15 protein-coding genes are annotated in these 18820 nt (G+C 64.6%); 10 read left to right on the forward strand and 5 right to left on the reverse strand.

The window, feature by feature from the left end; genetic code table 11:
* The first annotated feature begins 1 nt into the window (after position 1).
* The 7 genes from HEB94_RS45645 to HEB94_RS45675 all read left to right on the forward strand — a co-directional run bounded on the left by HEB94_RS45645 (position 2) and on the right by HEB94_RS45675 (position 10427).
* The gene (locus HEB94_RS45645) at positions 2–946 is read left to right on the forward strand and encodes an ABC transporter permease (protein ID WP_192755614.1); all 945 of its coding nucleotides are present in this window, start codon (positions 2–4) and stop codon (positions 944–946) included.
* On the forward strand, positions 943–3069 hold the full coding sequence (locus tag HEB94_RS45650) for a dipeptide ABC transporter ATP-binding protein (RefSeq protein ID WP_202896888.1): 2127 nt from the start codon (positions 943–945) through the stop codon (positions 3067–3069). Before HEB94_RS45645 ends, HEB94_RS45650 begins: the two co-directional genes overlap by 4 nt.
* Before the next feature lie 105 nt (positions 3070–3174).
* Positions 3175–4899 carry an ABC transporter family substrate-binding protein gene (locus HEB94_RS45655; protein ID WP_192755615.1) on the forward strand — a complete coding sequence of 575 codons (1725 nt, stop codon included), beginning with the start codon at positions 3175–3177 and terminating at the stop codon, positions 4897–4899.
* 277 nt (positions 4900–5176) lie between these two features.
* Entirely contained in the window at positions 5177–6472 is a 1296-nt protein-coding gene (locus tag HEB94_RS45660; RefSeq protein WP_202896889.1) for an alpha/beta fold hydrolase, read from the forward strand.
* The gene (locus tag HEB94_RS45665; protein WP_192755616.1) at positions 6469–7911 is read left to right on the forward strand and encodes an aminopeptidase P family protein; all 1443 of its coding nucleotides are present in this window, start codon (positions 6469–6471) and stop codon (positions 7909–7911) included. Before HEB94_RS45660 ends, HEB94_RS45665 begins: the two co-directional genes overlap by 4 nt.
* A gap of 10 nt (positions 7912–7921) precedes the next feature.
* Entirely contained in the window at positions 7922–8626 is a 705-nt protein-coding gene (locus tag HEB94_RS45670) for a GntR family transcriptional regulator (RefSeq protein WP_192755617.1), read from the forward strand.
* Positions 8627–8663: 37 nt separating this feature from the next.
* Complete coding sequence (locus HEB94_RS45675; protein WP_192755618.1) at positions 8664–10427, forward strand: DUF885 family protein; 1764 nt, start codon at positions 8664–8666, stop codon at positions 10425–10427.
* A 517-nt stretch (positions 10428–10944) separates the two neighbouring features.
* Here the strand turns inward: HEB94_RS45675 and HEB94_RS45680 are convergent.
* The 3 genes from HEB94_RS45680 to HEB94_RS45690 all read right to left on the reverse strand — a co-directional run bounded on the left by HEB94_RS45680 (position 10945) and on the right by HEB94_RS45690 (position 12914).
* The gene (locus HEB94_RS45680; protein WP_192755619.1) at positions 10945–11493 is read right to left on the reverse strand and encodes a hypothetical protein; all 549 of its coding nucleotides are present in this window, start codon (positions 11491–11493) and stop codon (positions 10945–10947) included.
* Between the two features lie 78 nt (positions 11494–11571).
* Entirely contained in the window at positions 11572–12138 is a 567-nt protein-coding gene (locus HEB94_RS45685) for a DUF402 domain-containing protein (protein ID WP_192755620.1), read from the reverse strand.
* 89 nt (positions 12139–12227) lie between these two features.
* Positions 12228–12914: a DNA alkylation repair protein gene (locus tag HEB94_RS45690; RefSeq protein WP_192755621.1), complete on the reverse strand. Its 687-nt coding sequence runs from the start codon at positions 12912–12914 to the stop codon at positions 12228–12230.
* A gap of 129 nt (positions 12915–13043) precedes the next feature.
* Between HEB94_RS45690 and HEB94_RS45695 the strand changes: the two genes are divergently transcribed.
* Positions 13044–14009, forward strand: a complete 966-nt coding sequence (locus tag HEB94_RS45695) for a phosphotransferase (protein WP_192755622.1) — start codon at positions 13044–13046, stop codon at positions 14007–14009.
* Between the two features lie 57 nt (positions 14010–14066).
* On the opposite strand, the gene HEB94_RS45700 is transcribed toward HEB94_RS45695, so the two are convergent.
* Entirely contained in the window at positions 14067–15035 is a 969-nt protein-coding gene (locus HEB94_RS45700; RefSeq protein WP_192755623.1) for a GNAT family N-acetyltransferase, read from the reverse strand.
* Between the two features lie 173 nt (positions 15036–15208).
* Between HEB94_RS45700 and HEB94_RS45705 the strand changes: the two genes are divergently transcribed.
* Together HEB94_RS45705 and HEB94_RS45710 are read left to right on the forward strand one after the other, a co-directional pair.
* Complete coding sequence (locus HEB94_RS45705) at positions 15209–15931, forward strand: Clp protease N-terminal domain-containing protein (RefSeq protein ID WP_192755624.1); 723 nt, start codon at positions 15209–15211, stop codon at positions 15929–15931.
* Positions 15932–16318: 387 nt separating this feature from the next.
* Complete coding sequence (locus tag HEB94_RS45710; RefSeq protein WP_192755625.1) at positions 16319–18283, forward strand: ABC transporter substrate-binding protein; 1965 nt, start codon at positions 16319–16321, stop codon at positions 18281–18283.
* Positions 18284–18311: 28 nt separating this feature from the next.
* Here the strand turns inward: HEB94_RS45710 and HEB94_RS45715 are convergent, their stop codons facing one another.
* Positions 18312–18767: a VOC family protein gene (locus HEB94_RS45715; protein ID WP_202896891.1), complete on the reverse strand. Its 456-nt coding sequence runs from the start codon at positions 18765–18767 to the stop codon at positions 18312–18314.
* Positions 18768–18820 lie beyond the last annotated feature (53 nt).

The raw sequence follows: 18820 nt of genomic DNA on the forward strand, positions 1-18820 counted from the left end.
GATGAGCACCAGTGACGTCGAAGACCACCTCCCGGCGCATGCGCCTACGTCGGAAGGCTCGACAGACGCCGCAGTGAGGATCAAGCGGAAGCGGTTGTCCCGGGGTGCGCTTTACACCCGCCGGTTCCTGCGGAACCGCCCGGCCGTGGCAGGCTTGATCATCTTCGCCGTGATTGTCATATTTTCGGTCTTGGGAGGTTTGCCTGCCAAGCACAGCTATTTGGAGACCGACTTCCTGAATCTTTCGGCAGCGCCATCCTCGAAGCATTGGTTTGGCACGAATGATGCCGGAAATGATCTGTATGCAGAAACGGTTCACGGCCTCCAGCGGTCGTTGATCATCGCACTGGTTGTATCGACCGGCACGACCGTGATTTCTGCGGTCGTCGGTGCCGCTGCCGCATACTTTGGAGGATCTCTCGAGCGCGTGGTGCTGGGCATCATTCACTTCCTGATGGTTGTTCCTACCTTCTTGATCCTGGCTCTTTTCTCGAACCATTCCGGCGGCAACTGGATCGTGATCGCCATCATCATGTTGCTGGTCAACTGGTTCTGGCCCGCCCGCGTCATCTGGACATTATCACTGTCGATTCGCGAACGTGATTACGTCAGCGCGTCGCGCTATATGGGAGTGTCCGGACTGCGCATCGTCGTCCGGCATATCATTCCCAATATCGGCTCGCTGCTCATTATTCAATTCACTCTCGGAGTTGTCGGTGCGGTGATGTCGGAGACCGGACTGTCGTTCATCGGATTCGGTGTCAAGCCGCCGGATGTCTCGCTGGGTGCCTTGATCGGCAGCGGCGCGGACACAGTGTCGAGTGCACCCTGGCTGTTCTACTTCCCGGCAGCCGCCTTGACCTTGTTGACGGTGTCGATGGCGTTGGTCGCGGACGGCCTGCGGGATGCCTTCGATCCCACCTCTGCTGCGGGAGGCCGCGCATGACCGAGACCATGACGGCCGACATGCCGCAGTCCAGTCGGTCCGATGCGCTGCTCGCGGTTCGGGACCTGCGGGTGAGTTTCCCGTCCGAGGCCGGCCGGGTGGACGCTGTCGGCGGCGTCTCCTTCGACCTTCAGCCCGGTCGTACGCTGGGGGTCGTCGGCGAGTCCGGTTCGGGCAAGTCGGTGACTTCCCTGGCGATCATGGGGCTGCTCGACGATGCCGCCTCGGTGCACGGATCGATCAAGCTCGGCGGCCGGGAACTGCTGGGCCTGGACGACCATGCGATGTCTAAGATCCGTGGCAAGGACATCTCGATGGTCTTCCAGGATCCACTGTCCACGTTGACCCCGGTATTCACCATCGGTGACCAGCTGGTCGAGGCACTGACGACTCACAGCACGATGGGGAGGCGACAGGCAGCAGAGCGGGCCGTCGAACTGCTTCGGCTGGTCGGGATCCCGCAACCGGAGAGCCGTTTGAAGTCCTTCCCTCACGAGTTTTCCGGCGGCATGCGGCAGCGGGTCGTGATCGCGATCGCGATAGCGAACAACCCGAAGGTGATCATCGCCGACGAGCCAACGACGGCTCTGGACGTGACGATTCAGGCCCAGATCCTGCAGGTGCTCAAGCGGGCCCAGGAGGAGACGGGTGCGGCGGTCATCATGATCACGCACGACATGGGCGTGGTGGCCAGCGTCGCCGATGACGTCGTCGTGATGTACGCCGGCCGGCCGGTCGAGCATGCCTCGGTCGATGACGTCTTCGCAACGCCGAGGATGCCGTACACGATCGGGCTGCTGGCCGCGATTCCGCGGGCGGATCGTCGTGACCCGCAGTCCCTGGTGCCGATTCAGGGCAACCCGCCGATCCTGATCAACCTGCCGGACCAGTGCCAGTTCGCCGACCGCTGCCCGATCGCGATTGATGCCTGCCGGGGCAAGGTTCCCGAACTCGTGGCGGTGCTGAACAGTCCGAACGATGACAACGGCGAGCGGCGTGATCAGGAGTCGGGACATCAGGTCGCATGTATCCGGGCCGGTGAGATCGAAGGCTGTGGCACGATCGACGGCCGGCCGATATTCCCGGTCCCCGAGATCGCCAGCAGTGACCTTGCACGGGTTCCCCGTGGTGAGCGGAAGCCGGTTCTGGCCGTCGACAACCTGGTGAAAGAGTTCCCGCTGATGAAGGGCGCGGTTCTCAAGCGACGCGTCGGAACGGTCTATGCGGTCAACGGCGTCTCGTTCGACATTCGCGAAGGGGAGACGATGGCGATCGTCGGGGAGTCGGGCTGCGGCAAGACGACCGCCCTGTTGGAGATCATGGAGTTGGCGCCGCAGCGTGGGAGCGACATCCGGATCGACGGTCGCAGCATGACGGGCTTGAGTAAGCGCGAGATCACGGCTGTCCGCCGCGACCTGCAGATCGTCTTTCAGGATCCGATGGGCTCGCTCAATCCGCGATCGACCGTGTTCGACCTGATCGCCGAGCCGATGCGGGCTTTCCGGTATTCGTCCGACGAGGTCGAGACGCGTATTGAGGAATTAATGGATCTGGTCGGCCTCAATTCGGAGCACAGCGACCGGTTCCCAGCCGCGTTCTCCGGCGGGCAGAGGCAGCGGATCGGCATCGCGCGAGCTCTTGCGACCAATCCGAAACTGATCGTACTGGACGAACCGGTATCGGCCTTGGACGTGTCCATTCAGGCCGGTGTCATCAACCTTCTGGAAGAGCTGAAGGCCAAGCTCGGCATCTCGTTCCTGTTCGTGGCGCACGACCTGTCGGTGGTCCGACACATCGCCGACCGGATCGGTGTGATGTATCTGGGCAAGTTCGTCGAGTACGGCGAGGTCGATGCAGTCTTTGAGGATCCACAGCATCCGTACACGGCGGCGTTGCTGTCGGCGATCCCGCTGCCCGACCCGGTGAAGGAACGCACCCGGGAACGAATCCTGCTGACCGGTGACCTGCCGAGCCCGATCGACAATTCCCCTGGGTGCCGGTTCGCCAGCCGCTGCCAGCTCTACCAGAGTCTCGAACCGGATCGCCAGGCACGCTGCCGGAACGAGACGCCGACGCTCAGTGGTGTTGAAGATTTGCATGTCAATGCGTGCCATTGGCGGTGACGAGCTGTCTTCGTGCTGCCACGCCGATGCTGAGAATCACGACGGAGTGCAAGAAGCCGGGTGGCACCGTAGACCCCCGGTTCGTCGGACGGAGGGAGAGAAGAAATGGGCCTTCGCAAAGGGGTCTTCGGCGCAGCGGCCGGTGCGCTGGCCGTGGTGCTGACGCTGTCGGCGTGCGGGGCCAGCGGAAGCAAGGGCGCCGGCAATGGCGACGAGGCCACGAAGAAGCTCGCTAACAAATTCACCGTGGACTGGAATCCGCAGCCGCGGGACAAGATCAAAGATGGTGGGACCGTGACTATCCCAGTCACGGAAATTCCGTCCCAGGAGAACACGATGGCCGTCGGTACAACGACGGCGAGCGCGGCGATCTGGAACTGGTACAACCCCCAGTTGACCTTCCTGACGCCGGAGGGCAAGTGGTCGTACAACAAGGACTACCTGACCGACGTCACGCACACCGAAAAAGGTGGCAACACGGTCGTCACGTACACCCTCAATCCCAAGGCTGTCTGGAATGACGGCACACCGATGAGCTGGAAGAGCTTCGAGCTGACCTGGAAGTCCTGCAACGGGTCGGATTCGAAGTACCAGACGACCGGCGACTGCTCGAACATCACGTCGGTGAAGCAGGGCGAGAACAATCGGCAGGCCGTGGTCACCTACGACGGCCCGTACGCCTGGTGGCAGAGCGGGTTCGGGGCGATTCTGAATCCACACATCACCAACGCGGACGTCTTCAACAATGCCTACCAGAACAAGCTGCAATCAGACTGGGGCGCCGGGCCGTACACAGTGGACAGCGCCAACTTCAAGACCGGTCGGATCACGTTCAAGCGCAACCCGAGGTGGTGGGGAAACAAGGGGAAGCTGGACCGGGTCGTCTATCAACAGATGGAGGAAACCGCCGAGATCAACGCTTTCAAGAACGGCGAGGTCGACATGGCGACGACGGCTACCAAAGACCGGCTGGCCCAGGTCCAGAGTATGTCGGACGTCACCGTCCACCGCTCGACCTCGAACGCCGTCGGCCTGCTCATCCTCAACGCTGATCGTCCTCAGCTGAGAGATGTCAACGTGCGGAAGGCCATCCTGGAAGGGATCGACCGCACGACCTTGGCCAAGATTCAGTACAACGGCCTGGGGTACACCGGCGCGGTCGGCGGATCGTTGATCTTGCTGCCCTTCCAGAACGGCTATTCCGATTCGGTTGGCAACGCCGGGTACAAGTACAGCCCCGATGAGGCGAACAAGCTGCTCGACGCAGCCGGCTGGAAGAAGGGGGCCGACGGCATCCGCGAAAAGGACGGCCAGAAGCTCACACTCCAATTCCCTCTGTCCGGAGACGATCCCAGTACTGTCGCCCAGGGCAAGGCGATCATCTCGATGGAGAAGCAGATCGGCGTCAGTGTCAACATCAAGCAGATCGCCAGCGCGGACTTCATCAAGACGCTCACCGGTCACGGCTGGGACGCGTTCATGTCCGGTTTCTCCATGAGTGACCCGTACGGCGCGAATTACATCTGCTACTTCTACTGCTCCAAGTCCGCTGGCCAGGCAGCCGCAGGCAATAACAGCGCCGCCGGAACCAAGGCCCTGGACACGCAGATGCGGGCACTAGCCAAGATCCCGGATCCGATGAAGCAGACCCAGGCGGCGATGAAACTCGAGTCGGACTGGTACAGGCAGACCTGGGGTGAGCTACCGACCACCAACGGCCCCGCGGTGGTCACGACCAAGAGTGGATTGGCCAACCTCGCACCGGTTCCATTCTTCGGTCTGGCCGCGTACGGATCCGTTCCGGTGGAGAACTTCGGTTGGCAGAAGTAAGGATGTTTGTGATCTTGTAGAGGGGATCGTGTTTGCGGCACGGTGTCCGTGGATGGTTTGTTGGACCTGGCGGCGGACCCGTCGACAGCCTGGCCGCCGAGCTTGAGGACGTGAAGGCGTCCTGCACCGCGAAACCGGAGCGACTGCGTGCGACAAGATCAACGCGCAGGAGACGCCGTTGACGAGCACATCCCAGCTGGGAGCCGCAGTGCCAGAAGATCGCCAGTACCAGGTGCCCGACGGCGAGATCATCGCGTCAATGTCTCGGAGGATCACCATGCCTGACGTCATCGCCGAGTACACGATGCCCGGCATCCATGTGACCGAGCGAATGATCAGCGTCCCGTTGGACTGGAGCCGGCCCGACGGCGAACAGATCACTGTCTTCGTACGCGAGTTGGTCGACCCGCCGCGACGCCGGGATGACCTTCCGCTGCTGGTGTATTTGCAAGGCGGTCCCGGCGGCAAGTCACCGCGACCTGTGGATCGGTCCGGGTGGCTCGGGGTCGCGTTGGAGCGCTACCGCGTCGTATTACTTGATCAGCGTGGCACCGGGCGCAGTACACCGATTGATGCCGTGACGATCCAACGGCGCGGTTCGGCTTTGGAGCAGGCGGAGTACCTCACCATGTTCCGGGCCGACTCGATCGTCCTGGACGCCGAGGCCGTACGCACCAAGATCTATGACGGACGGCGCTGGGCGACTCTTGGACAGAGCTTCGGCGGCTTCATCACGCTCACCTACCTGTCCTTTGCCCCGGAAGGGTTGGCTGCCTGCTACGTCACCGGTGGCATCCCGGGAGTGCCGCCGGTCGCAGCCGAGGTGTACCGGCGAACCTTCCCCCGGGTGATCGCCAAGACCCGCGCGTACTACCGCCGCTACCCGCAGGACGTCGACACGGTTGCGGCGATCGTCGATCGGCTGGCGGCCGGGGATGTGGCGCTACCCGACGGTGATCGGCTCAGCGTGCAGCGGTTCCAGTCCCTCGGCGGTGATCTTGGCATGGGACCTGGAGCGCAACGCCTGCATTGGTTGGTCACCGAGGCGTTCGCGGAACGGAGCCGACTGTCGGAGGACTTCCTGCAGCAGGTACAAGTACGTACCGCCCAACGTGGTGGGCCACTGTTCTGGACACTCCAGGAGTCGATCTACGGCGACGGCGACAACGGGCCGATCGGTTGGGCGGCGGAGTCCGAGGCTCGCAAGCACCCGGAATGTTCGCCGGATGCCAGACCGTTGATCTTCACGGGCGAGATGACGTATCGGTGGATGTTCGACGAGATCGCGGCGCTGCGGCCGTTCGCCGCAGCGGTTGATCAACTGGCCCAACGCACCAACTGGACACGGCTCTACGATCCTGATCGCCTCGCAGCCAACGAGGTTCCGTTGGCCGCCGCGGTCTACCACGACGACATGTTCGTCGACTCCGGTCTGCAGCTTCAGTCCTTGGCCGGGATCGGCAACAGCCGAGCCTGGGTCAGCAACGAATGGGAACACGACGGGGTGGGTGACGTGCGGGTACTGCGTGGCCTGCTGCAGCGGATCGATGACGACGGAGGTGAGCGCCGATGAGTATCACCAACAGCGATCAGAAGATCCCGTATCTGGGAACGCGGCCACCCAGATTGACCGAGGTGCCGGCGTTCGTCGACAGCATCGGTCGTGGCTGGGAGGACCGGACGATTCCGCCGGTGGTCATCGATGGCGCCGCCGCATCGGCGGCCGCGCACCGTGACAAGCTGCGTGCCACGCTACCGGGAAGGACGGTGCTCGTAGCCGCCGGCCGAGCGCCGGTTCGGGTCAATGACACCTCCTACGATTTCCGGGCCGACAGCGACTTCTTGTGGCTGACCGGCGTCGGCATCGAGGATGCGTACCTGCTGGTCGGTGCCGACGCGTCGGCGGACACGCTGTTCATGCCGCCACCGTTCCGGCCCGGTGAGAACGGCTTCTTCTCCAATGCACTGCACGGTGAGCTCTGGATTGGTCCCTCGGCTGGGATCGCCGAGTGGTCCCAGTCGCTGGGGATCGCCGTGCGGCCGGTCGCGGAGTTGGATTCGGCGCTGACCGGGGCCGGTACGGTCCTGGCCGGCCGGCGCGTGCCGACCTCGGAACTGGCGGTAGAGCGGTCGGAAGATCTGGATCGGGTGTGTTCCGATCTTCGGCGGATCAAGGACGATTGGGAGATCGGCCAACTCCAGTTCGCCATCGATCAGACTGTCGCTGGCTTCGCCGCTGTCGCCCGGGAGATCCCGACGGCGATCGGTGCGACTGGGCCGGTTCGCGGTGAGCGTTGGCTGCAGGGCACCTTCGATCGGTACGCCCGGGCCGTCGGCAACGGACCCGGCTATGCGACCATCGTCGGCTCAGGTTCGCACGCCCCGATCCTGCACTGGGTGCGCTGTGACGGCCCGGTGTACAGCAACCAACTGCTGTTGCTCGACATGGGCGTCGAGGCGGACAGCGGCTACACCGCCGATGTCACCCGGACCATCCCGGCCTCTGGAACCTTCAGCGCCGATCAACGCCGTGTTCACGATCTGGTCGAGGAGGCTCATCGGGCAGGACTGGCACACGTCCGTCCTGGCAACACCTACAGCGACTTCCACTTCGCAGCGATGGAAGTGATTGCTCGTGGCCTGGACGACTGGGGCCTGCTGCCGGTCTCGGTCGACGAGGCGCTGTCGCCCGACGGGCAACAGCATCGCCGGTGGCTGGTCTGCGGCATCGGTCACCATCTGGGGCTGGACGTCCATGACTGCTCGCAGTCGAACTGGGAGAGCTATCAGGGAGCTCCGCTCGAGCCCGGCATGGTGCTGACGGTTGAACCCGGCCTCTACTTCCATCCGCACGATCTGACGGTGCCACCGGAGCTTCGGGGAATCGGTGCGCGGCTGGAGGATGATGTCCTGGTGACTTCCGAGGGGTCGGAAGTTCTGAGCGACGCGCTCCCGATCGACGCCGATGGGCTGGAGATCTGGACGTGCGAGCGGCTCAACCAGGACCGGTAAGGAGTGATGAATGGCTGCCCGGACGATCACCGGTTTCGCGCGGCTCGAGAAGCGGGAGTCGCTGCGCGATTCGGTCGGCAATGCCGTACGCGCCGCGATTGTCTCCGGCGCCATGCGGCCAGGAGAAGTGCACTCCGCCCCGGCAATCGGCAACATGCTCGGCGTCTCTCCGACGCCGGTTCGCGAGGCCATGTTGGACCTCGTACGCGAAGGCATGGTCGAAGCGCTGCCCAACAAGGGTTACCGGGTCACGGAGATCAGCGACGCCGATCTGGACGCGATCGCCGCGGTCCGCCAACTCCTGGAACCGCCGGTCGTCGGCGAACTCACGACCACGATCCCCGTCGAGGAGCTACCAACGCTCCGGAACCTGGCTCAGGCGATCGTCGAGGCGGTCGAACGGGAGGACCTGGTCGGCTACATCGAGGCCGACCGGGTGTTCCATCTCTCGTTGCTCGACCACGCGCAGAATCCCGTGCTGAGCAGCATCGTCTCGGATCTCCGGACCCGGACTCGACTTCTTGGCCTGACGCCGCTGCTGGAGTCCGGGCAGTTGCGGGCGTCGGCTGCCGAGCACCACGAACTCCTGGATCTGATCGAAGCACGAGACGGTGCCGCCGCCGAAGCCCTAATGCATCGCCATATCGCGCACGTCCGCAGCGATTGGGCGGGTCCACGCGCCCACGATGCCAACGACGAGAAGTCAGGTTCCTGACCGCAGGGGCAGCCAACACCCGAAAGGATCGAATCAGGTGACGACCGAGAAGTTCAACGACGACAAAGCCGAGGATGCCGGGGCTGCGAAGGTGTCGAAGGACAACCTGAATGATCACGGCGAGCAGCAGCCGTACGACACCTTTCGCAAGATCGCCGATGATGAGTGGGCCTGGCGCCGGCAGGAGCTTCCGGACCGGTCGCTCGACGAGCCGCTCGAGCCCCGGCTGCCCGACGTCGGACCGGAGCGACAGGAGTTCCGGGCCACTCGCTGGCGGGAGGTCGACGATCAACTCGGAAGGATCGACTGCTCCCGGCTGACGTCCGAGCAGGCTGAGGATTTCGACGTGTATCGCTTCCAGATCAAGACCTTGATCGGCCGACAGGCGTACCGGATGTTCGAGCGGCCGGCCAATGCGGATTCCGCTTTCTGGATGGACCTGACCAGTCAGTCCCGGCGCCGGCTCGGCTCGGCCGACGACGCCGGGACCTACATCGAATGGCTGCGGCAGCTCCCGGGCTACATCGACCAGAACATCGAGAACATGCGGGCGGGCGTCAAGCGCGGCTTCGCGCCGGCGCAGGTCTCCATGATCGGGAGGGAGGCGACGATCCGGTCGGTCGCCGAGTCCCGGCCGGAGAACGTGAGCTTCGCCCAGCCGTTCGGGACGTTGCCCGAGGCACTCGACGGGCGTGATCAACTGATCACGGCGGGACGCGACGTGATCATCGGCGACGTACTGCCGGCCTTCCGTAGGCTCCTGGATTTCTTCACCGGTGAGTACTTTCCGAGCCTGCCCGTCGACATCGCGGCAGTCAACGGGCCGGACGGTGAGGAGTTCTACGCCTCCAAGCTGTACGAATACGCGACAACCGAACTGACCGCCCGGCAGATACACGAGATCGGCCTGGAGCAGGTGGCCTCTATCCGCGCTGAAATGGCTGAGATCGCTGCGAGCGTCGGCTTCGTCGACGCCGACGCGATGCTGGCGTTCATGCGGACCGACCCGAAGTTCTACGCGACCACGGCGACGGAGTTGCTGCGGTTCGCCGCCTGGCAGGCCAAGAAGTTCGACGCCGTGGCGCACCACTACTTCGGCCGGCTGCCGCGGATGCGGTTCGGGATCGAGGAGCCGCCGCCGGACCTGGCGCCGTTTTACACCTTCGGTCGCGGCGGCCCGCACCGCTACATCCTCAACACCTACAACCTTGCCGCCAGGCCGCTCTACTCGATCCCGGCACTCACGCTGCACGAGGCCGCGCCCGGGCACGCGTTCCAGATTCCGTTCGCACTCGAGCAGACCCAGCACCCGGAATTCCGGCAGAAGGTCTACATCTCGGCGTACGGCGAAGGTTGGGCTCTCTACAGCGAGCGACTCGGCGTCGAGATGGGTATGTACGAGACGCCGTTCGAGCTGATGGGCATGCTCAGCTACCAGATGTGGCGCGCGGTCCGGCTGGTGATCGACCCTGGGATGCATGCGCTCGGCTGGACCCGCGAGCGGGCGCAGGACTTCCTCCGGGACAACACCGCGATCAGTGATCATGAAATCGTGACCGAGGTCGACCGCTACATCGCCTGGCCGGGGCAGGCAACGGCGTACTACCTCGGAATGCTCAAGATCACCGAGGCGCGCCGCCGGGCCGAACAGGCACTTGGTGCCGACTTCGACGTCCGCAACTTCCATGATCAGATTCTGAGCCTCGGCAGCGTCCCGCTTCCGGTGATCGACCACGCTGTTGACAGCTTCATCGCCCGGGGTGGGTCGTCACCGTTCGCCGACCTGGACACCACGAACTGAAATCTGCAGTACCGCAGTGCTGAACTGCGCATACGCCGTTGACTCCGTACACAACGATGGCCTGGCGGCAGCGTTGGCCGTCCCCAACCACGGTGACCTCATGCTGGGTGGCCGGAAGGCCAAGGGATGTGAGTGCCGCGTTGACGACCAGGCGCAGCGGGATGCGCGGCGCGTCGGCGAGGCGCCGGGCACGCCGCAGACGTGGGCCCTCGGGAACTCCCATGAGCCACTCCACTAACCAGGGGCTCAGGCGGTTCGGTGGTGTACGTGATCGGCGCCCTCATGCGGCCCCCCGGGCCGACTCAACGCTTGGTCCGGGAGGCCGGGGCCTGTAGCTGTCCCGGCTCGGCGGGCAGCCAACCCGCACCAGCATTTCCGCAGGTCAGGTCCCATGTCAGATGGACCGGCAAGTGGGAGTCACGCCCAGGACCCACGCATTACGAGGCAGCACGGAGGTTGTTCGCGGAGCCGATTTCGTCCACGCTGGCTTCGAGTGGGGGCCGGAGCGGGCACGGGCTCAGTGGAGCCAGCGGACCTTGTTGAGGTCGGTGGTGAGTTCGACGGTCTTCCAGGCGCTCAGGTCCCGGTTGCCGTCGCTCGCGGCGTAGAAGGTGAGCAGGCCTCGTCCGTACCGCCGCTGAATGTAGGCGTCGCGTGCGCCGGGATGGGGGCATGCCGATCGTTTGGCGGAGGCGTCTTCCACGCACAGCGCGACAGCGGGCAGGTCGCCGTCCTCCCCCACCCCGTCGTGTGGCATGAACATCACTTCGCGGGCCTGGGCAAACGTCGGTTCGCCGTCGATGGCGGTAGCGTGTTCGTCGTTGGGGGTGTAGCTGTAGTGGCGCCCATAGTCGTACCCGTCGGGGAGCCTCACCGGCAGGACCATCGGCGCGTCGACCGCCTCAGCCAAACGGGACTCGACGTACTCGCGACTGGCCAGGTCGGGGCCGTTGTCGACGGTCAACAGGTCGCCGGCGAGCCACCAGAACGACCAACCGACACCCGCGGTCGCCACGGCGAGGGCGATCCAGGCGGAGTGGGGTACGCGTCGGCGGCCAGGCGTCATTGCGTGATCATGGCAGCTCGCGGGAGGCCCTGGAGGCGAAACCGACTTCGGATGCGCGGGATTCCGTGAGCTTCGTCGTCAGACGATGGCCGGTATGGTGGTCACGTTGGCGGGCATGGTGGGAAGCGTCCAGGTCTGGTCTCTCTGCCAGCTCGTCCAGCGCTCTTCGAACGGGCCTCTGCGCTGCTCGAGCAGGGCAAGGACCTGATCCTTCGCCTTCTCGATCTGTACGTGGTCGGTGTCGTCGACCAGGCCGAGTTCGCGGCCGTACTCGTACTCGTCCTCGTCCTTCCACCGGTACGTCCGATCCGGTTGAACAACGAGGTCGAGCAGGAGATCGTGGGTGTCGAAGCCGATAGGCGTTCGCCGGTAGGGCCGTTCGAAGTTGACGTACCACTTCGCAAACTGGCCATCCGTGTGGAAGAACAGCAACACGCTGAAGTACGCGTCCGGGATCTGGAAGCCGAGGATGGTGGCCCCCATGACGTCGGTGGCCAGCGTTTTTCGACCTTCAGCCGCCTCCAGTACCCCCTGATATCGCGGGCCTTCGCGTACGGTGCGCACCGACTCGATCTGGGTGGTCGAGGTGAGGATCTCGACGCCTGGCCAGATCGACCACGCGAGCTCGTCTCCCGTGTCGTGCACGACGCGCCCCTGCCACGCCGACGAGAGACGGCCGCGAAACGCATCGCGTCGCACGATCGCCTGGCCTGTTTCGAACAACTCGGCCCTCCCTACCTGTCGTGCTGTCGGCGCACCATCTCGGTGATCCAGATGGGTGCGAACGGAGACGTGCAGCCCGGGGAGGTCGGGTAGTCCTTGAGGACTTCCAGGCGCTCACCGATGTCGAGTGCGCGGGCGCGGTGCTCGGCGTGGTCGATCCCGATCTGAGCCAGGCAGTGGTTCATCGCCCACTGCAGGCGGTCGGGGGCGTCTTTCATCTCCGCCTCGATGACGTCGAGCAGTGCCGCCAGGTCGAGGCCCTCAGGCTTCTTCGTCACGCGTTCGGTGGTCAGCGCCCAGCCGGCACTCGCGACCTTTGGATCCGGATCGGCGAACCAGGCCAGGCGCAGCTCTTCGGCGTGAGGACTCTTCTTCACCACGTAGCTCACGAGCCAGTCGTGCACCTTGGGTGGGCGCGCCTCGCGCACCATGACGTCCAACTCGTCGCGCTCGAACGCCTTCGGGCGGCAGATCAGGATCGCCAGCAGCCTCGCCGCGGTGTCAGCCGTATCCCAGAGTTGGCACGCGAGTTCCTGCTGCGTCTTCAGCCGCTTCGCGAGCGCACGCAGCTTGCCGAGGTTCACACCGTGATCGTCACCGTGTTTCTCGTTCACCTCGCGTATCTTCGGGTCCTCGAGCTCGGCCAGCTCTGCCATGACCTCGGCCACCTTGCTCTCGGTGAGCGCCGTCTCAGCCACCTCAGCCTCCTGTCCATCAGGTGCGGTCAGCCTATGACGGAAGTCGGCCTCCCTCGCGGACTCGAATGGCGGCACCGCCTTCTCGACCTGAGTTCGACGCGCCGGCCGCCGTGGGCAGACAATGGCACCGTGAGCGTCAAGGAACTGAGCCAGGAAGAGGTCGTGGCGTTCCTGGCCGGACGGCCGGGTACCGCAACGGACCTGCAGGCACTGTCGGGCGGGGCGTGGTCATCGGCGTGGGCCTACCGGGTAGGCGACGAAGAGCTGGTGGTCCGCTTCGGTCCGGAGGTGGCCTGGTATGAGGCCGACCGGATGGCCATGGCCTTCGCCGGCCCAGATCTGCCCGTGCCGGAGGTCAGGGAGGTGGGCACCACCCCGTCCGGACGGGCCTATGCCATCTCGGTGCGTCACCACGGGGGGTTCCTGGAGGACACGCCTGTGGAGATGGCCGACGTACTCGCTCCCACGCTCACCCGCCTGCTCGTCGCCCTCTATCGGGTGCCGCCGAGTCCGGGTTCCCCGGTGGTCTGGCACGAAGCGGGCGGGTCCACCAGGAGTTGGCGGGAGTTCCTCCTCGCTGGCCTGGTCGACGATCCGGCGAACCTGGTGCACGGATGGAGTACCGCCCTGGCGGACGACCGGAAGCTGGCCGCGCTGTCCGCGGCGGTCACCGAACGCGTGTCGGCCCTGATGGATGCCTGCCCGGAGCGTCGGGACCTGATCCACGCCGATCTGCTGCACGGCAACGTACTCGTGAGTCCGGACGCCCGCCGGGTCGAAGCGGTGCTGTCGTGGAAGTGCTCGGTGCGGGGCGACTTCCTCTTCGATGCCGCCTGGTGCAGCTTCTGGGCACCGTTCCACCCGGGGATCGCCGCTGCCGACCCGCTGTCCGGGCTGCTCCGGGACCCGAGCGTGCAGGCAGAGCCCGACGCCCTCGTCGACGCCGCTGTCCGCCACCACTGCTATGAGCTGCACATCGGCTTCACCCATCTGGGGTGGAACGTGTGGACCGGAAACCAGGCCGCTCTCACCGAGACAGCACGGTGCCTCGCCGAGGTCCTCGAGCGCGGCCCCCTGCCCCTGACCGGCGACTGAAGGCAGGACGGCTAACGGTTCTGGTCGTACCCCTGCAGCATCGCCTCGACGAACCGGTCACGACGGTTCGCCGGGCCGGTCGCCGTCCTCGGTGAACGGGCGGCGATACCTCGGCCTCCTGAGTACCTCGCGGTAGCCCGTGCGTTCGTAGAAGCCGACCGTCTGGTTGGCGTTCTCCAGGACCGTTGAGATCCGTACGCGCTCCAGCCCAGCCGCAGCGCACCGCGCCAGTCCGGTACGCACCAGCGCCGTCGCCAGACCGCGCCGCCGATACGGTGCCCGCACGGCAACCCACGGTGTCACGCCGGTGCCGGAATCACCCATCTCGTTGATCACCACGCCGGCCACCTGTTCGCCGTCCCAGGCGACACACCACAGGGCGGTGTCCGACTGCCGTTCGGCCACGTCACGTCGATACTCCTCAAAGGTGCGCGGCACGTGTGCGTGTGCGCCAGTCGCGAATGACTCCTCGATCGCCGCGTGGATGAGGCGGTGCTCGGCCTCGCCCAGGTTCCGTTCGACCAAGCCGTCGGGAAGAGGCACCGGCGCCGGGGCGGTCTCGGCCAGGTCGCACTCCAGCTCGACCACGGTGAACACCAGCCGGAACCCGGCCCGCTCCAGCAGGTCTCGCACATCGGGCTGATCGGTGTCGGCGTTGCCGCCGAACACGTACGGCCCGTCGCCGTGGAGCACCGGCGGATCCTGTCGCGCTGCCCGTATCTGCCAGGCCAGAAGGCCACCACCGATGCCGCGCCGCCGCCATCGCGGATGGACGTACCCGAGCACAAGCAGCAGCCGCGTACCGTTCCACTCGGTCCACCAGTCCATCCAGGTGTAACCGACCGGCGTCTCACCGACGCGCGCGATCCGGCAGTACCGCAGCCGCTCGGGCGCCGGGTCAGTGTCTGGACCGGGCAACCAGGCATCCGGCTTGATGGTGCGGACCGCGGAACGCACCGCCTCGATGGCCCTCAGGTCACCGTCACCGGTATAGGCCGACAGCGTCAGCTCGGCAGGCATCGTCATGCCCGAGGACACTTACGGACGCGCCGCGCACGGTCAACAGGTTTCGGCAGCCGTGGTTCGGCGGAACCGAGACCCCGCCACCGACAGCCAGCCACCGAGTCAGCCGACCGTTGACCTGAGCCCTGGGTCAACAGTTCATTGACCCAGAGGATCGGTCAGCTTACTGTTGACCCATGATTCAGCGACCCAGCCTGCAGGACTTGATCGGGATCGTGCGGGACGAGGCCGGCGACGACGTGGGCGAGCAGCTCGCGACCGCCCAAGCTCTGGTCACCGAGCTCAACACGACCGGCGATGCCGTCCTGGACCACTTCGTCTTCCGGGCACGTCGTAGTGGCTGGAACTGGGTGCAGATCAGTGACGCCCTTGGCGTGACGAAGCAGGCTGTGCACCGACGCTTCGCCACGAACGTCGCCGGTTTGACGTACGAACGTCTCACACCACGCGCGAAACGCTCGTTGGACGCCGCGGCCGAGCACGCCAAATCACTCGGGCACGGCTATCTCGGAACCGAGCACATCCTGCTGGGTCTCTACAGCGAACCCGAGAGCATCGCGGCGAAGATCCTGGTCGCCGCCGGCATCGGCCCGCAGGCCGCGGAGGCCGCGGTGCTGGCACTCGCGCCTCGAGGCGGCGGTAAGCCCAAGCGAACGGACCTGCCCCATACGCCTCGGACCAACGCGGTGCTCTCCAGCGCCGTGAACGAGGCGCTCGAGTTTGGCCACAACTACGTGGGGACCGAGCATCTTCTTCTTGGCCTTTACCAGGTGCCGGCCGGCCTCGCGGCGCAGATCCTGCAACGCCTGGGGCTGGATGGCGACACCGCGCGGCGGGAAGTCGTCACAGCCCTCTCCACGCTCCAACAAACCGCACCTCAGCGAGAGGACGAAGACTGATGTCGCTGAACAGGCTGGAGACTGGGCACGACGGGGGCGGGCCGGAGGATGGTCGGGCCACCATGCGGCGGATGGTGAGGTTCGTCCGGCCGTACCGGTGGCGCCTGGCTGGATACGCAGCCCTGCTGGCCGCCTCATCCTTCGCCGGAATCGTGCCGCCGCTGATCTTCAAAGCGCTGCTGGACACGGCCATCCCGCATCGCGACGTTGTGCTGCTCAACCTGCGGTGCCCGACTTGTCCGCGTTCGGACGGCAACATTGACTGCTCGTCCACCAGGACTACTCTCGGCCGAAATGGATGGGAGGGGTCGCATCGCGGAATACTCCGTCAGCGACTTGTATCGGATCCGTATCGACTATCGGCCATCCCTAAGAGAGTGAACGAGGATGTCGGGAAAAAAGTCCCGTAGAGATCTTCTCACGCTGGGCGCGACAGTTGGTGGCACTCTCCTGCTCGGCGGTTGCGACTTCCTCGCGACCGATCCATCCCGGGACGATAGTCCAGGTAGAGGGACGAGTGCTGGCGAAAGGCAGACGGAAATCGAGGCGCCGACGCTTGCCCAGCGAGTCAAGGCCGGCGACTTGCCACCACTAAAAGAGAGACTTCCGGACCAGCCGAGGGTGATCCAACCGGTCGAGCGGTTGGGAACATATGGTGGGACCTGGCGCAATGCGCTTATCGGATCGGACGTCAACTCGATCATCGGGACATGGAAGTACGACCCGCTGGTCATGTGGGACCGCAAGTGGGAGAACGTGGTTCCGAACGTTGCGGAGAATGTCGAGATCTCCGGGGGCGGCCGCGAGTACCTGTTCACACTTCGGCGGGGGATGAAGTGGTCCGACGGCGAGCCGCTCACGGCGGACGACATCATGTTCTGGTACGAGGCAGTCTTCAAGAACAAGGAACTGACTCCGGTCATCTCCAACTGGCTCCAGTTCGGAGGAGAGCCGCTGCTCGCGGAGAAGGTCGACGACTACAAGGTGCGGTTCAGCTTCGCACAGCCGTACGCGCTGTTCCTCCAACAGCTCGCCGACTGGGATCCGATCGTCGAGCTACTCCCGAGCCACTATCTGAAGCAGTTCCACAAGGACCACAATCCCGAGATCGATGCGCTCGTAAAGAAGGAGAAGCTGTCAAGCTGGGTCGACCTGTGGTACCTGCGAACGGACATCTACAACAATACCGAGTTGCCCACTCATCGTGGGTGGCGGCTTACCAACGGGCTCAGCAGTGGCGACCGGGTCGTCTACGACCGTAACCCGTACTACTTCGCCGTCGATCCGCAGGGCAGGCAGCTGCCATATATCGACCGTATTACGTACCAGATCTTCAACCAAGACGAGGTGTTGATCCTCCGGGCCGCCAGCGGCGAGATCGACATGTACCACCATGACCCGATCGCGAACCCGAGGAACCGACCCGTCCTGGCGCGAGATGCCGAGCGTGGCGGATACAAGCTGTGGCGCATGAGGGATACACAGATGAACGCCATGGGAATCTGCCTGAACCTCACTCACAAGGATCCCGTCAAGCGAAGCATGTATCAGAACAAGGACTTTCGCATCGCCCTTTCGTACGCCATCAACCGTCCGGAGATCATCAAAGCGGTTTATCAGCGCCAGGGCAAACCGTGGCAGACCGCTCCGCGGCCCGAGGTGCCGTTCTACGATTCCGACGACATCGGAACCCAGTACACCGAGTACGACCTCGATCGGGCGAACGAGCATCTAGACAAGACGGGTTATCAGGAACGGTCCAGCGGCGGAATCCGCCTTGACCCAAACGGGAACCCGATTGCCATCACCGTTCTGACGGATGTTCGATACTTCGAAATGGCTGACGTGCTGCAGCTCATGAAGGGGTCGTGGAGAGAAGTAGGAATTGATCTGAGGATCGAAAATCTCGACACCTCTCTGTATGGGCCACGCAAGCAGACCGGCGACTACGACTGTACGACGGACATCGGGGAGTACGGATCCAAGGGGATGATTCTGGACCCTCGCTGGTTGTTCGCTACCTCAGGCTCGTCATTCGCCCCGTTGTGGTCGAACTGGTATGAGGGCGCAACTCCGAGCGAAGAGCCACCGGAGCCCATGAAACGCCAGATGGCCATCTATCACGATGAGGTCGAGGGGTCGCTCGATCTGGAAGCGCGATACGAAGGCATGCGAAAGATCATCGAGATCGCCCGGGACGAGTTCTGGACCATGGGAATCAGCCTTCCCGCTCAATCCGTGGCACTCGTGAAGAACAACTTCCACAACGTGCCGAAGGATATGTGGTACTCCACATCGTGGCCAACGCCGGGGCCTTCCAACATCTGCCAGTACTTTATCACCGAAGAATGACAGAACTCCGCGCGGTCGGGCCGCGGGGTCAGGCGAGGGGGTGACCAGCAGGGCGAAAGGTGATCCCGCCACCAGCGAAGCCGCGATCGGCCGCCATCGGCCTCACGACCCGGCGCCGCCCGGGGTGAGGATTTCCATGAGATGTCCGTCGGGGTCGTGGAAGTAAGTGCCCCTGCGGCCTTTGGTGTTGCTGTGATATCTGCCCAATCTCTTGGCATGCGGGATCGCCGTAGTGGGTGATTCCACCGTGCTGGATGCGGGCGAGGGCGGCGTCGAACTCCTGCTCGCCGACCATGAACGCGTAGTGGTGTGGCTCAAAGTCGTCCAGCTGGTCGTAGTCCAGGCTGACCTGGTTGGCCAGCGTGACCGGCGTGAAGTGCGCCACCGGCGGATCGACACTCAGGCCGAGGATGTCGGCCAGGAACTGCGCCGAGGCTTGCGGGTCACGGGCGGGGACGATGGTGTGATTCAGTTCCACGGTCATAGTGACTCCTGCTTCAGGTTCGGGGCTACGCGTGGTGGGGTGCTCGGGGGCCT

The sequence above is a fragment of the Actinopolymorpha pittospori genome (assembly GCF_014873875.1).
Taxonomy (GTDB): Bacteria; Actinomycetota; Actinomycetes; order Propionibacteriales; family Actinopolymorphaceae; genus Actinopolymorpha; species Actinopolymorpha pittospori.